Annotated in this window: 18 protein-coding genes; 17 read left to right on the forward strand and 1 reads right to left on the reverse strand. The window is 68.8% G+C overall.

The genetic code is table 11. From position 1 onward, the window contains the following. Nucleotides 1-102: 102 nt before the first annotated feature. The 12 genes from BN1193_RS00765 (at nucleotide 103) to glmM (ending at nucleotide 8,510) form a co-directional block, all read left to right on the forward strand. Complete coding sequence (locus BN1193_RS00765) at nucleotides 103-849, forward strand: DsbA family protein (RefSeq protein WP_052460299.1); 747 nt, start codon at nucleotides 103-105, stop codon at nucleotides 847-849. A 162-nt stretch (nucleotides 850-1,011) separates the two neighbouring features. Beyond that, a complete protein-coding gene (gene infA, locus BN1193_RS00770) occupies nucleotides 1,012-1,233 on the forward strand; it encodes a translation initiation factor IF-1 (protein ID WP_013583992.1) in 222 nt (73 codons plus the stop codon). A gap of 61 nt (nucleotides 1,234-1,294) precedes the next feature. After that, entirely contained in the window at nucleotides 1,295-1,411 is a 117-nt protein-coding gene (gene rpmJ, locus BN1193_RS00775; protein ID WP_017885303.1) for a 50S ribosomal protein L36, read from the forward strand. A gap of 209 nt (nucleotides 1,412-1,620) precedes the next feature. After that, complete coding sequence (gene rpsM / locus BN1193_RS00780) at nucleotides 1,621-1,998, forward strand: 30S ribosomal protein S13 (RefSeq protein ID WP_040163206.1); 378 nt, start codon at nucleotides 1,621-1,623, stop codon at nucleotides 1,996-1,998. Nucleotides 1,999-2,028: 30 nt separating this feature from the next. Next, the gene (gene rpsK, locus BN1193_RS00785; protein WP_040163038.1) at nucleotides 2,029-2,427 is read left to right on the forward strand and encodes a 30S ribosomal protein S11; all 399 of its coding nucleotides are present in this window, start codon (nucleotides 2,029-2,031) and stop codon (nucleotides 2,425-2,427) included. Between the two features lie 127 nt (nucleotides 2,428-2,554). After that, the gene (locus tag BN1193_RS00790; protein WP_040163041.1) at nucleotides 2,555-3,547 is read left to right on the forward strand and encodes a DNA-directed RNA polymerase subunit alpha; all 993 of its coding nucleotides are present in this window, start codon (nucleotides 2,555-2,557) and stop codon (nucleotides 3,545-3,547) included. A gap of 36 nt (nucleotides 3,548-3,583) precedes the next feature. Next, nucleotides 3,584-4,258 carry a 50S ribosomal protein L17, sunset domain variant gene (gene rplQ, locus BN1193_RS00795; protein ID WP_040163044.1) on the forward strand — a complete coding sequence of 225 codons (675 nt, stop codon included), beginning with the start codon at nucleotides 3,584-3,586 and terminating at the stop codon, nucleotides 4,256-4,258. A 138-nt stretch (nucleotides 4,259-4,396) separates the two neighbouring features. Beyond that, nucleotides 4,397-5,248, forward strand: coding sequence for a tRNA pseudouridine(38-40) synthase TruA (gene truA, locus BN1193_RS00800; RefSeq protein WP_040163047.1), 852 nt, complete (start codon nucleotides 4,397-4,399; stop codon nucleotides 5,246-5,248). Between the two features lie 46 nt (nucleotides 5,249-5,294). Further along, nucleotides 5,295-6,008: an endonuclease/exonuclease/phosphatase family protein gene (locus BN1193_RS00805; RefSeq protein ID WP_040163208.1), complete on the forward strand. Its 714-nt coding sequence runs from the start codon at nucleotides 5,295-5,297 to the stop codon at nucleotides 6,006-6,008. Between the two features lie 183 nt (nucleotides 6,009-6,191). Further along, nucleotides 6,192-6,638: a 50S ribosomal protein L13 gene (rplM, locus tag BN1193_RS00810; protein ID WP_040163049.1), complete on the forward strand. Its 447-nt coding sequence runs from the start codon at nucleotides 6,192-6,194 to the stop codon at nucleotides 6,636-6,638. Nucleotides 6,639-6,663: 25 nt separating this feature from the next. Continuing rightward, nucleotides 6,664-7,137 carry a 30S ribosomal protein S9 gene (gene rpsI / locus BN1193_RS00815; RefSeq protein WP_052460300.1) on the forward strand — a complete coding sequence of 158 codons (474 nt, stop codon included), beginning with the start codon at nucleotides 6,664-6,666 and terminating at the stop codon, nucleotides 7,135-7,137. A 14-nt stretch (nucleotides 7,138-7,151) separates the two neighbouring features. Further along, on the forward strand, nucleotides 7,152-8,510 hold the full coding sequence (glmM, locus tag BN1193_RS00820; RefSeq protein WP_040163050.1) for a phosphoglucosamine mutase: 1,359 nt from the start codon (nucleotides 7,152-7,154) through the stop codon (nucleotides 8,508-8,510). 51 nt (nucleotides 8,511-8,561) lie between these two features. On the opposite strand, the gene BN1193_RS00825 is transcribed toward glmM, so the two are convergent. Further along, complete coding sequence (locus BN1193_RS00825; protein ID WP_040163053.1) at nucleotides 8,562-9,491, reverse strand: Ppx/GppA phosphatase family protein; 930 nt, start codon at nucleotides 9,489-9,491, stop codon at nucleotides 8,562-8,564. Nucleotides 9,492-9,577: 86 nt separating this feature from the next. Here BN1193_RS00825 and coaA point away from each other — a divergent pair, with 86 nt between their 5' ends. From coaA to tsaE, 5 genes are all read left to right on the forward strand, one after another. Further along, nucleotides 9,578-10,522 (forward strand): type I pantothenate kinase, encoded by a 945-nt coding sequence (gene coaA, locus BN1193_RS00830; protein ID WP_040163055.1) that lies wholly within the window; start codon nucleotides 9,578-9,580, stop codon nucleotides 10,520-10,522. Between the two features lie 67 nt (nucleotides 10,523-10,589). After that, on the forward strand, nucleotides 10,590-12,440 hold the full coding sequence (gene glmS, locus BN1193_RS00835; RefSeq protein WP_040163058.1) for a glutamine--fructose-6-phosphate transaminase (isomerizing): 1,851 nt from the start codon (nucleotides 10,590-10,592) through the stop codon (nucleotides 12,438-12,440). Next, complete coding sequence (locus tag BN1193_RS00840) at nucleotides 12,437-12,802, forward strand: holo-ACP synthase (protein ID WP_040163061.1); 366 nt, start codon at nucleotides 12,437-12,439, stop codon at nucleotides 12,800-12,802. The genes glmS and BN1193_RS00840 overlap by 4 nt, the downstream gene beginning before the upstream one ends. Then, nucleotides 12,799-13,923, forward strand: a complete 1,125-nt coding sequence (gene alr, locus BN1193_RS00845) for an alanine racemase (protein WP_040163063.1) — start codon at nucleotides 12,799-12,801, stop codon at nucleotides 13,921-13,923. Before BN1193_RS00840 ends, alr begins: the two co-directional genes overlap by 4 nt. Beyond that, nucleotides 13,920-14,399, forward strand: a complete 480-nt coding sequence (gene tsaE / locus BN1193_RS00850) for a tRNA (adenosine(37)-N6)-threonylcarbamoyltransferase complex ATPase subunit type 1 TsaE (RefSeq protein WP_040163066.1) — start codon at nucleotides 13,920-13,922, stop codon at nucleotides 14,397-14,399. Before alr ends, tsaE begins: the two co-directional genes overlap by 4 nt. Nucleotides 14,400-14,472 lie beyond the last annotated feature (73 nt).

The following is a 14,472-nucleotide window of genomic DNA, read 5'->3' on the forward strand; positions in this document are numbered from 1 at the left end:
CGCCCGGCCCAGCGACACCGTGCAAGATGGTGTAGGCGGATCCATCCGCCATCCTGCGCGGCACCGCGCACGGCCTCCCACAGCAACCACCCAAGAGGAACCATGGCAACCGCTGCGCGCAAGACCAACTGGTTCGCGATCTGGACCACCATCATCGTCGCCGTCATCGTCGTCGGCGTCGGCGCGGCCGTCGTGATCGCGAACAACATCTCCAACAGCCCGGGGCAGGCCCCGAGTGCTGCGTCCGTCGACGCGAAGACCGGCGCGGTGCGTGTCGGTGAGGCCGACGCGAAGGACACGGTCGCGACGTACATCGACTTCATGTGCCCGATCTGCAACCAGTTCGAGGGTGTCTACGGTGCGCAGCTGAAGGAGCTCGCCCAGAAGGGCGACATCGCCCTGGACCTGCACCCGGTCGCGATCCTCGACTCGCAGTCGATGGGCACGAACTACTCCACCCGCGCGGCGAACGCCTTCTACTGCGTCGCCGACACCGCGGAGAGCGCCGTGCTGCCGTTCATGTCCACCCTCTTCACCAACCAGCCCTCGGAGGGCACGGCCGGTCTCACCGACGAGCAGCTCATCCAGTACGCCAAGGATGCCGGAGCGGACATCGCGACCTGCCAGACGGGCAAGAAGTACGAGAAGTTCGTCACCGCGATGACCAAGCAGATGCCGGCCGATCCCACCACGGGCCGTCGCGGCACCCCGACCATCGTGATCAACGGCAAGTACACGTCGCTGTCCGACATCGGCGCGTCGCAGACGTACTTCACCGACAAGTTCGGCAGCTCGACCGGTTCCACTGAAGCTCCGACGCCGACGCCCAGCGCACCCGCCGCGAAGTGATCGCGCGCAGCGGTCGGCGCGCCGGGGCGCCCCGGTTTGCCTGCCGATCCGATATCACGTAGTATCAATCTTTGGTGCCTTGCGCCTTTGTTGGCGTGTCGCGGTACCGAACACTCATCAATCCACCGCAGACCGACCGGTCTGCCCAGCGTCAGCGAGGCTATGGCTAAGAAAGACGGTGTCATCGAGATCGAAGGCACGGTGTCGGAGGCTCTGCCCAACGCGATGTTCCGCGTTGAGCTCACCAACGGACACAAGGTGCTTGCAACGATCTCCGGCAAGATGCGACAGAACTACATCCGCATCATCCCCGAGGACCGTGTGGTCGTGGAGCTCAGCCCCTACGACCTGACCCGCGGCCGTATCGTCTACCGCTACCGCTGAGCCCTCCGGTCGAGAAGTAACGTCCCGGTCCGCCGGGACGAAGACAGCGATAAGGAACATCATGAAGGTCAAGCCTTCCGTCAAGCCCATCTGCGACCACTGCAAGGTCATCCGTCGCCACGGTCGCGTCATGGTCATCTGCAAGAGCAACCCGCGCCACAAGCAGCGCCAGGGTTGAGCCGCGACGTGCCACCGCGGCGAAGCCGCGCTGACACGTCGACGACTCAGGGTTGAGCGAGGCCCCCAGGGGCCGAGTCGAAACCTCGGGCAGAACAACTCAACAACAGAAATCGGCAGGATCGAGAACCCGTTCGCGGGGGACACCCCGGGGTGGAGGCCCGGGAACAGCTCCTGCTCCACACCTCCACCAACTCCGAGGAGAACCGCATGGCACGTCTTGCCGGCGTCGACATCCCGCGCGACAAGCGCGTGGTGATCGCACTCACGTACATCTACGGCATCGGCCGTACCCGCTCCGTCGAGATCCTGAAGGCGACCGGAATCGACGAGTCGATCCGCGTCAAGGACCTCAGCGACGACCAGCTCATCGCTCTCCGTGACTACATCGACGGAACCTACAAGGTGGAGGGTGACCTTCGCCGCGAGGTGGCCGCCGACATCCGTCGCAAGGTCGAGATCGGCTCTTACGAGGGCCTGCGCCACCGTCGTGGACTGCCCGTCCGCGGCCAGCGCACCAAGACCAACGCCCGCACGCGCAAGGGTCCGAAGAAGACCGTCGCCGGCAAGAAGAAGGCCGGCCGCTGATAGCGGCGGGAAAGGATTAGGAGAGAGCACATGGCTGCACCTAAGACTGCTGCGCGCAAGCCGCGTCGCAAGGAGAAGAAGAACATCGCGCTGGGCCAGGCCCACATCAAGTCGACGTTCAACAACACGATCGTTTCGATCACGGACCCGACCGGCGCGGTCATCGCGTGGGCCTCGTCCGGTGGCGTGGGCTTCAAGGGCTCGCGCAAGTCGACCCCGTACGCCGCTGGCATGGCCGCTGAGGCCGCCGCCAAGGGCGCGCAGGAGCACGGCGTCAAGAAGGTCGACGTCTTCGTGAAGGGCCCGGGTTCGGGTCGCGAGACGGCGATCCGTTCGCTGCAGGCCGCGGGCCTCGAGGTCGGATCCATCTCCGACGTCACCCCGCAGGCGCACAACGGCTGCCGTCCCCCGAAGCGTCGCCGCGTCTGATTCCTCTCGCCGCGCCGGGCTCGTCCCGGCGCGGCGCAGGCTTCCGGTTCGCGCCGCGGACCGAGACAACTCAACACCTCAAGCCGCAAGTGTCATATAGCGGGCACTTGATTGAAAGGAACACAGAGTGCTTATTGCACAGCGTCCCACTCTGACCGAGGAGAAGATCGGGGAGTTCCGTAGTCGGTTCGTCATCGAGCCGCTCGAGCCCGGATTCGGCTACACCATCGGCAACGCGCTGCGTCGCAGCCTGCTGTCCTCGATTCCGGGTGCCGCCGTGACGAGCATCCGCATCGACGGTGTGCTGCACGAGTTCAGCACCATCCCCGGTGTCAAGGAAGACGTCACCGAGATCATCCTCAACATCAAGCAGCTGGTCGTCTCCAGCGAGCGCGATGAGCCGATCACGGCGTACCTGCGCAAGACCGGTGCCGGTGAAGTGACCGCCGCTGACATCTCGGCTCCGGCCGGTGTCGAGGTGCACAACCCCGAGCTGGTCATCGCCACGCTGAACGACACCGCGAAGTTCGAGCTCGAGCTGACGATCGAGCGTGGCCGCGGCTACGTCTCGGCCACGCAGAACCGCAACGAGTACGCCGAAGCCGGCCAGATCCCGGTCGACTCGATCTACTCGCCGGTGCTGAAGGTCAGCTACCGCGTCGACGCCACCCGTGCCGGTGAGCGCACCGACTTCGACAAGCTCATCCTGGACGTGGAGACCAAGGCTGCGATCGCCCCGCGCGACGCCGTCGCCTCGGCCGGCCGCACCCTGGTGGAGCTGTTCGGCCTCGCTCGCGAGCTGAACGTCGAGGCCGAGGGCATCGAGATCGGCCCGGCGCCGGTCGAGACCGTCCTGTCGAACGAGCTGTCCATGCCGATCGAGGATCTCGATCTGTCGGTCCGCTCGTACAACTGCCTCAAGCGCGAGGGCATCAACACGGTGTCCGAGCTGGTCGCCCTCTCGGAGACCCAGCTGATGAACATCCGCAACTTCGGTCAGAAGTCGGTGGACGAGGTTCGTGACAAGCTCACGTCGCTCGGACTGTCGCTGAAGGACTCGGTTCCCGGTTTCGACGGGTCCGCGCACTTCTACGGCGGTTACGAAGACGACGCGATCTGATCCCGACTGACCCTTTTATTCCTGGAGTAAGAAACCATGCCTAAGCCCACCAAGGGCCCCCGCCTCGGAGGCGGACCCGCGCACGAGCGCCTGCTGCTCGCGAACCTCGCCTCGGCGCTGTTCACGCACAAGTCGATCACGACCACCGAGACGAAGGCCAAGCGCCTGCGTCCGCTGGCCGAGCGCCTCATCACGTTCGGCAAGCGCGGCGACCTGCACGCTCGCCGTCGCGTCCTGAGCGTCATCGGCGACAAGAACGCCACGCACATCCTCTTCGCGGAGATCGCGCCGCTGGTCGCCGAGCGTGAGGGTGGCTACACCCGCATCACGAAGATCGGCAACCGCAAGGGTGACAACGCCCCCATGGCCGTGATCGAGCTCGTTCTCGAGCCCGTCGTGAAGAAGTCCACCAAGGCTTCCTCGAAGAAGGCCGCCCCGGCCAAGCTCGCTGAGGTTCCGGCCGAGAAGGCTCCCGTCGAGGAGGCTCCCGCCACCGAGGCTCCCGCCGCTGACGCCAAGGACTTCGGTCCGGACTCGGCTCCGGCCAACGAGGACGGCTCGGCTCCCGAGGGCTTCGACATCAAGGGCAACGCGGACTCGATGAAGTTCCACCGCCCGGACGGTCAGTGGTACGACCAGACCATCGCTGAGGTCTGGTTCCGCACCCCCGAGGCCGCTGAGGCCGCCGGCTTCACCGAGGCCGGCAAGTAACAGCCCGAACGAAGGCGCTCCACCATCCGGTGGGGCGCCTTCGTTGTTCCCTCGCTCCCACTCCTTGCCATTCCGCCGAAGTGGCGCAGCCGAGGGCGAGCGTCCGGGCGACGAGGTGCGCCTGGCTAGGCTGAGGGCATGCGCCTCCGCCTCGACATCTCGTACGACGGCACGGCCTTCCGCGGCTGGGCTCGCCAGCCGGGGTTGCGGACCGTCCAGGGCACGATCGAGGAGGCCCTCGCGCGGATCGTCGGTTCCCGCGCCGCCCTGGTCGTCGCCGGTCGCACGGACGCCGGCGTGCACGCCTCCGGGCAGGTGGCGCACGTGGATCTCGATGACGCACAGGCGGCGCGTGTGACGGCGGTGCGCCGCGGGGACCACGGCGACCCGGTCGAACGCCTCGCGCACCGCCTCCGGGGCATTCTGGGGGCGTACGCGGACGTGGACGTATCGCGGACGACGCCGGCTCCGGAGGGATTCGACGCCCGATTCTCCGCGGTGTGGCGTCGGTACGAGTACCGGCTGGCCGACGATGCGTCCGGCTACGACGTCTTCGAGCGGAACCGCACGACCCAGGTCCGCGGCGAGCATGACCTCGCGGCGATGAACGACGCCGCATCCCGTTTGATCGGACTGCACGACTTCGCGGCGTACTGCAAGCCGCGTGAGGAGGCGACGACGATCCGCACGCTGCTGGAGTACACCTGGACCCGCGACGACGCCGGCACCCTGGTGGCGCACCTGCGCGCGGATGCGTTCTGCCACAGCATGGTGCGGGCCCTGGTGGGCGCGTGCTCCGCGGTCGGTGTCGGCAAGCTCGCGCCGGCGGATGTGGAGACGCTGCGCGAGGCGGGGGAGCGCACGAGCGCGTTCAAGGTCCTCGCGGCGCGGGGCCTCACCCTCGCCGAAGTGGGCTACCCGGCGGACGACCTGCTCGCGACGCGCGCCGACCAGACGCGCGCACGGCGGGAGTCGCCGGGCGTCATCTGACCGATGCGCATACGGAGGACAGCCGGGACACGTACGCTGGATGGTCATGAGAGTGATCTCGTACAACCTCCGCAAGCACCGTGCCGCCTCCGAGCTCAGCGCGCTCGTCGCCGACCACGATCCGGACGTGCTGTGCCTGCAGGAGGCGGACACCACCGACCTCCCGGAGCAGGTCGGAGAGCTGGGGCTGGCCAATGCGACCCGGGGGAACCGGCTCGGACTCGCGGTGTACTACCGCGAGAGCGCGTACCGCTGCGAGGCGACCACCACGCTGGAGCTGAAGAAGTCGCTGCACGATCGCGTGCTCCGTCCGGCGCACGAGCGGGTGCTGGGGGTCCGCCTGCACGACATCGATGACGGCCACGACGTCATCGTGGCGTCCTTCCACGCGGCTCCGCTGACTGCGCTGAACTCGCTTCGTCGGCACCAGATCCGCGCGGCTCTCGCCGGATTGTCCGACCTCGGGGACCATCCCATCCTCATGGTCGGCGACTACAACTACCCGGTCTTCAAGGAAGACCTCTCCCGCCGGATGCGTGAGCACGGCTACGAACTGGTGATGAGCGACAGCCGCACCTACACGCGGTACCGCTACTTCCGCGGCTACTACGACTTCGCGACTTCCGTGGGAATGGACATCTCATCCGTCCGGACGCTCCCGCAGGGATCCAGCGACCACCTGCCGATCCTCGTCACGGTCGGCGCCCTGCCGGGTGTGCGCCCCGCCTCGCCGGAGGACACCTCGGTCACCTCGCCGTGACCCCGGTCCGGTTTGGTCGACACGCCCGAATGGCGTAGACTCTTCCCTTGGTGTGCTGCGCCTGCTGCAGTCCACCGCGAACGTGAGCCCTCCACCGGCCGACTGCGGCGACATCCTCGTCGCAATCACCACGGGAGTGGGATTCACGAACCTCTCCGTTCGATCAAAGAAAGCAGCACTATCGTGACGCGCACTTTCACTCCGAAGGCTGGCGAGCTCCAGCGCGAATGGCTGGTCATCGACGCGACTGACGTCGTGCTCGGTCGCCTGGCCTCGCACGCGGCGGCTCTCCTCCGCGGCAAGCACAAGCCGACCTTCACCAACTTCATGGACGCCGGCGACTTCGTCGTCATCATCAACGCCGACAAGGTCGCGCTGACGGGTCAGAAGCTCGAGAAGAAGATCGCCTACCGCCACTCCGGTCACCCGGGTGGACTCAAGGCCGTCGCCTACTCCGAGCTCCTGGAGAAGAACCCGGTCCGCGCCGTCGAGAAGGCTGTTCGCGGCATGCTGCCGAAGAACACCCTCGGCCGTGACCAGCTGAGCAAGCTCAAGGTGTACGCCGGTGCCGAGCACCCGCACGCTGCCCAGCAGCCCAAGCCGTACGTCTTCGACCAGGTCGCCCAGTAAGCGCCGAGAACAAAAGGACACACTCGTGGCTGACATCGAAACTCCGCAGAACTACTCCACCGAGACCCCGGTCGTCGAGACCGCCGTCGAGGCTCCCCGTCCCGTCCTGAGCGTCCCCGGTGGCGCCGTGGGCCGCCGCAAGGAGGCCATCGCGCGCGTGCGCCTGGTCCCGGGTTCCGGCACCATCACGGTCAACGGCCGTGCGCTGGAGGACTACTTCCCGAACAAGCTGCACCAGCAGCTGATCAACGACCCGTTCACGGTGCTGAACCTCGTCGGCGCGTACGACGTGATCGCCCGCATCGGCGGCGGTGGCCCCTCCGGCCAGGCCGGCGCCCTGCGCCTCGGCATCGCTCGCGCGCTGAACGAGATCGACGCTGAGAACAACCGCCCGACCCTGAAGAAGGCCGGCTTCCTCTCCCGCGATGCTCGCATCAAGGAGCGCAAGAAGGCCGGTCTCAAGAAGGCCCGCAAGGCGCCGCAGTACTCGAAGCGCTGAGGCTCGGACCTTCTATGCCGATCTTCGGCACGGATGGCGTGCGGGGGCTGGCCAACGGCTCCCTCACTGCCGATCTGGCGCTCACCCTGGCCCAGGCGACCGCGGTCGTCCTGGGCCAGGGCCGTTCCGCGGAGGCGCGTCGTCAGGAGGGCAAGCGGCTCAGCGCCGTCATCGCCCGCGACCCGCGCGTCTCCGGAGAGTTCATCGCGGCGGCCGTGGCAGCGGGTCTGGCATCCTCCGGCGTGGACGTGTACGACGCGGGTGTCATCCCGACGCCGGCCCTCGCGTTCCTCGTCGGTGACCACGACGCCGACTTCGGTGTCATGGTCTCGGCCTCGCACAACCCGGCGCCCGATAACGGCATCAAGATCTTCGCCCGTGGCGGCGTGAAGCTGCCGGACGTCGTCGAGCAGCGCATCGAGGCCGCCATGGCCGGTCCGAAGCTGCAGCCCACCGGGGCCGGTGTCGGCCGGATCATCCGGTTCTCCGACGCGGAGGACCGCTACGTCGTGCACCTGCTCGGGTCGCTGACCCATCGCCTCGACGGCATCCACGTGGTGCTGGATTGCGCCCACGGTGCGGCAGCCGGCGTCTCTCCGGACGCCTTCCGCGATTCCGGTGCCGAGGTCACCGTGATCGGTGCGGACCCGGACGGGCTGAACATCAACGACGGCGTCGGTTCGACGCACCTCGACAACCTGGCTGAGGCCGTCGTCCGCCTCGGCGCCGACGTCGGCATCGCTCACGACGGCGACGCGGACCGCTGCCTCGCGGTGGACGCGGAGGGCAACGTCATCGACGGCGACCGGATCATGGCGATCCTCGCGGCCGCCATGCACGACGCCGGAACGCTCACGGACGACGTGCTCGTCGCCACCGTCATGAGCAACCTCGGCCTGCGCCTGGCGATGAAGGGTCGCGGTATCGAGGTCAAGCAGACCGCGGTCGGTGACCGCTACGTCCTGGAAGCCATGAACGAGGGCGGCTTCGCTCTCGGCGGCGAGCAGTCCGGGCACGTCATCATGCGCGAGTTCGCCACCACCGGTGACGGCCTGCTGACCGGGCTCCACCTGGTCAGCGAGATGGCGCGTCAGGGCAAGAGCCTCGCCGAGCTGGCCTCGATCATGACGGTCTACCCGCAGGTGATGATCAACGTCCGCGGCGTGAACCGGGACGGCGTCCACGGCGACTCCGAGATCGCCGCTGCGGTCGCGCGCGCCGGCGATGAGCTGGGGGAGACCGGCCGGGTGCTGCTGCGTCCGTCCGGCACCGAGCCGCTGGTACGCGTCATGGTCGAAGCGGCCGACGAGGACACCGCGCACCGTCACGCGGCGGAGCTGGCCGATCTCGTCAAGACGCGCCTCGCGATCTGAACGTCACGATGTGCCCGGGATCTCGGTCCCGGGCTCATCGTCGTTTCCGGCTCAGTCCCGGACGGTCTCGATGTAGCGCAGCAGCAGGCCCTCACGCAGAGCCCACGGCGACGCTTCCAGCTCGGTGACCCCGAGGGCGTCCATCGTCTCGTGCAGCACCACCGCGCCGGCGACGATCTGCATCGTCCGGTCGGCCGTGATCCCCGGCAGGATCTGGCGCGAATCGGCGGGAAGCCTCGCCAGGCGCGGGATCCAGCTGCCCAGCGCACTGCGTGACAGCGTGACGCGGTCCGAGCCCGCCCATCCCGGGTGCTGGTCCCCGGCCAGGCGCGCCAGGGACCGGATGGTCTTGGAGGATCCCACGACGTGGTCCGGGGAGAGCTGGGTGGCGAACTCGCTCACGACGGGTGCCAGGGCGGTGCGGACGTGCGCGCGCAGCGCGCCGACGGCCTCCTCCCCGGGAGGGTCCTGCGGAAGGAACTCGACGGTCATCCGACCCGCACCGAGGGGGAGCGAGCGGGAGATGTCGGGGAGCTCCTCACTGCCGGCGGCGAGCTCCAGGGAGCCGCCACCGATGTCCAGCATCAGCAGCTGGCCGGCGGACCAGCCGAACCATCGTCGGGCGGCGAGGAACGTCAGGTCGGCCTCCTGCGTTCCGGAGAGAACGCGCAGCGGACGCCCCAGCGCCTCCTCCACCATGGCGATCACCGCGGGTCCGTTCGGGGCCTCGCGGATCGCGCTGGTCGCCGTCGCGATGAAATCGTCCGGAGCCTCGGCGTCGAGAACCCGCCGCGCCTCGCGCACGGCGTCCAGGATGGCCGTCACGCCCTCGCTCGCGATCGCGCCGTCGGTGCCGAGGTAGCGCATGAGCCGGACCACGGCGCGCTCGCTCGTGGCGGCGATCGGGCGGCCACCGGCATGGATGTCGGCGATCAGCAGATGGATGGTGTTCGAGCCGATGTCGAGAACGCCCAGACGCATGCTGGCACCCTACCCGTCCCCGCCCGGCGCGGTGGGGCGTCTCCGACGCGAGTGGAGGGTGTCGCGCGCCGCGATAGCATGGCGAAATGCCCGACGTCGCCTCCGATCCGTCGCTCAGTCTGTCGCGTGAGATCCCGCGCGCGGAATGGGCGCGCCTGGCCGCCGGGCTCGCTCAACCGCTGAGCGAGACCGAGCTGGTGCAGCTGCGTGGGCTCGGTGACCGGATGGACCTCACCGAGGTGCGCGAGGTGTACCTCCCGCTCAGCCGTCTGCTCAGCCTGTACGCCAGCTCCACCAAGCGTCTGGGCGCCGCGACCAGTGAGTTCCTCCAGGAGGAGGACGCGACCACGCCCTTCGTGATCGCGATCGCGGGGTCCGTGGCCGTCGGCAAGTCGACCGTGGCCCGTCTGCTGCGCGAGCTCGTCAGCCGCTGGTCGGACACGCCTCGCGTGGAGCTGGTCACCACCGACGGCTTCCTCTATCCGAACGAGGAGTTGGAGCGGCGCGGGCTCATGGACCGGAAGGGCTTCCCGGAGTCATACGACCGCCGCGCGCTGCTGTCCTTCCTCACCGAGGTCAAGAGCGGGGCGCCGGAGGTCCGCGCGCCGTTCTACTCGCACATGCGATACGACATCGTTCCGGACGCCCACGTCGTGGTCCGCCGTCCGGACATCGTGATCGTGGAGGGGCTGAACGTGCTGCAGCCCCCGCCGAGCCCCAACGAGGTCGCGGTCAGTGATCTGTTCGACTTCTCCGTCTTCGTGGACGCGGACGTCGAGCACATCCGCACCTGGTACGTCGACCGCTTCCTCGCCCTGCGCCAGGGTGCGTTCAGCAACCCGCACTCGTACTTCAACGTCTTCGCGCATCTCACCGATGCGGAAGCGGAGCAGGCCGCGCTCGGGTACTGGAACGACATCAACATGCCGAACCTGGTCGAGAACGTGATGCCGACGCGACACCGCGCCACGCTCGTGCTGCGCAAGGGTGCCGACCACGCGGTCGAGTCCGTCTCCCTGCGCAAGCTCTGACTCTCGTCCGGCGTCTCGCGGGGGGCCTCACAGCAGGGCGGCACAGCGGACCCGTAGAATCGGATCCATGTGTGGAATCGTCGGATACGTGGGCGCGCGCGAGTCGCAGCCCGTCCTGTTGGCCGGGCTCGCCCGACTTGAATACCGCGGTTACGACTCGGCGGGCATCGCTGTCGTCGATGACGCGGGCAAGATCGAGATGCGCAAGCGCGCCGGCAAGCTCGCCGTCCTGCGCGAGGACCTCGAGGCGCACCCGATGCCCGACGGGCACACCGGCATCGGCCACACGCGGTGGGCGACCCACGGTGGACCGACGGACGAGAACGCCCACCCGCACCTCGCCGACGATGACCGGCTGGCCCTGATCCACAACGGCATCATCGAGAACTTCTCCGAGCTGAAGGCCGACCTCATCGCGGAGGGCTACACGTTCCGCAGCGAGACCGACTCCGAGGTCGCCGCACACCTCGTCGGCCGCGAATACCGCGCCACCGGAGACCTCCGCACGGCGTTCCGCAACGTCGTGAACCGCCTCGAGGGCGCGTTCACGCTGCTCGCCGTCCACCAGGACGAGCCCGGTGTCGTCGTCGGCGCCCGCCGGAACTCCCCGCTGGTGATCGGGCTCGGCGAGGGTGAGAACTTCCTCGGCTCCGACGTCGCCGCCTTCGTCGAGTACACCCGCAGCGCCCTCGCGGTCGGACAGGACCAGATCGTCGCGATCACTCCGGACGCCGTCGAGATCACCGACTTCGCCGGCAACCCCGCCGAGGCCGAGCCGTTCGAGGTGAGCTGGGACGCCGCCGCCGCGGAGAAGGGCGGCTGGTCCTCCTTCATGGCCAAGGAGGTGTCCGAGGAGCCGGAGGCCGTGGCCAACACGATCCGCGGCCGCATCCACGACGGTGTGATCTCGGTACCCGAGCTCGAGGGCATGGACGACCTCTTCCGCGACATCAACCGCATCATCATCACCGCGTGCGGTACCGCCGCCTACGCCGGCCAGGTCGGCAAGTACGCCATCGAGCAGTGGACCCGCGTGCCGGTGGACGTGGAGCTCGCGCACGAGTTCCGCTACCGCGACCCGGTGATCGACGAGCACACGCTGATCGTCTCGATCAGCCAGTCCGGCGAGACCATGGACACGCTCATGGCCGTCAAGTACGCCCGTGAGCACGGCGCCAAGACGCTGTCCATCTGCAACACGCAGGGCGCGACGATTCCGCGTGAGTCCGACGGTGTGGTCTACACGCACGCGGGCCCGGAGGTCGCGGTCGCCTCGACGAAGGCGTTCGTGGCGCAGATCACCGCCCTGCAGCTGTTCGCTCTGCACGTCGGGCGAGTGCGCGGCACGGTCTCGGCTGCCGAGGCCGCCGAGCACGCACGCGAGCTGGAGTCGCTGCCGGCGAAGATCAGCCAGGTCCTGGAGAACGAGCAGGCGCACATCGAGCAGCTCGCGCACTGGATGGCGGACACGCGTTCGGTGCTGTTCCTCGGCCGCAACGTCGGCTTCCCGATCGCCATGGAGGGCGCGCTCAAGCTCAAGGAGCTCGCTTACATCCACGCCGAGGGCTTCGCCGCCGGTGAGCTCAAGCACGGTCCGATCGCGCTCATCGAGCCGGGCCAGCCGGTGTTCGTGCTCGTGCCGTCGCCGCGTCACTCCGCGCTGCTGCACAGCAAGGTCGTCTCCAACATCCAGGAGATCCGAGCGCGCGGTGCGCGCGTCATCGTGATCGCCGAGGAGGGCGACGCCGCCGTGCTGCCGTTCGCCGACGAGGTGCTGCGCATTCCGCTCGCCGAGCCGCTGTTCGAGCCCATTCTGTCGGTCGTCCCGCTCCACATCTTCGCGATGGGCCTGGCGACGGCCAAGGGTCTGGACGTGGACCAGCCGCGCAACCTCGCAAAGTCGGTGACGGTGGAGTGATCGTCGGCATCGGGGTCGATCTGGTTGACATCGCCCGATTCACCCGGTCGGTGGACCGCACGCCGCGCCTGCGGGAGCGGCTGTTCACGGCGACCGAACGACCCCTGCCGACGCGCTCCCTCGCCGCCCGGTACGCCGCCAAGGAGGCGCTCATCAAGGCGCTCGGCGGCTCGGACGGTGTGCACTGGAGCGAGATCGAGGTGCGCAACGACCCGGAGGGGCGCCCGTACTTCGACCTGACCGGGTCCACCGCAGAGGTCATCGCCGCGCGCGGCATCGACATGATGCACGTCTCGCTGTCCCATGACGGGGGCCTGGCCACGGCGTACGTCATCGCCGAGGCGCGGGGGGAATCGGCATGAGCGCCCTGCCTCCCGGAGTGCTGCGTGAGGCGTCGATCGACGTCGGGGCGATCACGCACAACACTCGCCACATCGCCGCCGCGGTCGGGGTCCCGATCATCGCGGTCGTGAAGGCGGACGCCTACGGCCACGGCGCCGTCCGCACCGCGCGCGCGGCGCTGGCCGGGGGCGCGCAGATGCTCGGGGTGACCGACCTCGGGGAGGCGTTCGAGTTGCGGGACGCGGGCATCGACGCGCCGATCCTCAGTTGGCTGCACGCGCCCGGGACGGACTTCCGGGCCGGGCTCGCGCAGGACATCACGATCGGGGTGTCCTCGCTCGAGCAGCTGCGCGCGGTCGCCGCGGCCCGCGTGGCGGAGCGTCCGGCGTCCGTGCACCTGAAGTTCGAGACGGGGCTGAGTCGCAACGGCATCGCGCCCGCGGACCGGTCCGCCGTGCTGGCGGAGACCGCACGCTTCGTGGCGTCCGGAGACATCGTTCTCGACGGCGTGTTCTCGCACCTGTCCAATACGACCGACATCGACGACCTCGCGGCGCTGGCGCGGTTCGAGGATGCGGTCGCGGAGACCTCCGCCGCCGGCCTGCACCCGCGCTGGCGGCACATGGCGGCCACGGGCGCCGCTCTCACGCTGCCCGCCACGCGACTGGACGCCGTCCGCATCGGCATCGGACTGCACGGCCTGTCTCCGCTGGAGGGCCGCAGCTCCGCCGATCTCGGTCTGCGGCCGTCGATGACGGTGCGCGGGCAGATCGCGGCGGTACGCCAGGTTCCCGCCGGCACGGGTGTGTCCTACGGCTACCGCTACCGCACCGACCACGCCACCACGCTGGCCCTCGTGCCGCTGGGCTACGCGGACGGCGTGCCGCGGGCGGCGTCCGGGCGCGGTCCGGTGCGCATCGGCGACACCATGCACGCTGTTGCGGGAACCATCGCGATGGATCAGTTCGTCGTCGACGTGGGCGACGCCCCGGTCGCCGTGGGCGACGAGGTGGTCCTGTTCGGCGACCCGGATCGGGGCGACCCGACCGCTGAGGACTGGGCCGCGGCCGCGGACACGATCAACTACGAGATCGTCACGCGCATCGGCTCCCGCGTACCCCGCCGCGAGGTGCACTCGTGAGCGACCTCGCCGCCCTCACCGGTCGCCACGAACTGGCGACCGCGCGGGACACGGAAGCGTTCGGTCGAAACCTCGGTGAGCGGCTGTCGGCGGGGGACCTGCTCGTGCTCACCGGACCGCTCGGGGCGGGAAAGACCACTCTCACGCGCGGTCTCGCCGCCGGTCTCGGCGTGCGCGGACCGATCCAGAGCCCCACCTTCGTCATCGCGCGGACCCACCCGTCGCTGGTGGACGGACCGCCCCTCGTCCACGTGGACGCCTACCGCCTCGGATCCGCGGCGGAGTTGGACGATCTGGACCTGGACCTGCCCGGATCCGTCGTCGTCGTCGAGTGGGGACGCGGCATGGTCGAGGCGATCGTCGACGAGTGGTGGGAGCTCGAGCTGATTCGTCCGGTGGGCGGCGCCCCCGCACCCGACGCCGAGCTCGATGACGACGCCCCCCGGGTCGCCGAGCTCACTCACCATCACCTCTGACGTCGCTCCACCTTCCCGCACTTCTGCGGCGTGAGAACTACCGCATGTGTGAGCGTGCCCGGGGTCGCTCTCA

It is taken from the genome of Microbacterium gorillae (genome assembly GCF_000826185.2).
Taxonomy (GTDB): Bacteria; Actinomycetota; Actinomycetes; order Actinomycetales; family Microbacteriaceae; genus Microbacterium; species Microbacterium gorillae.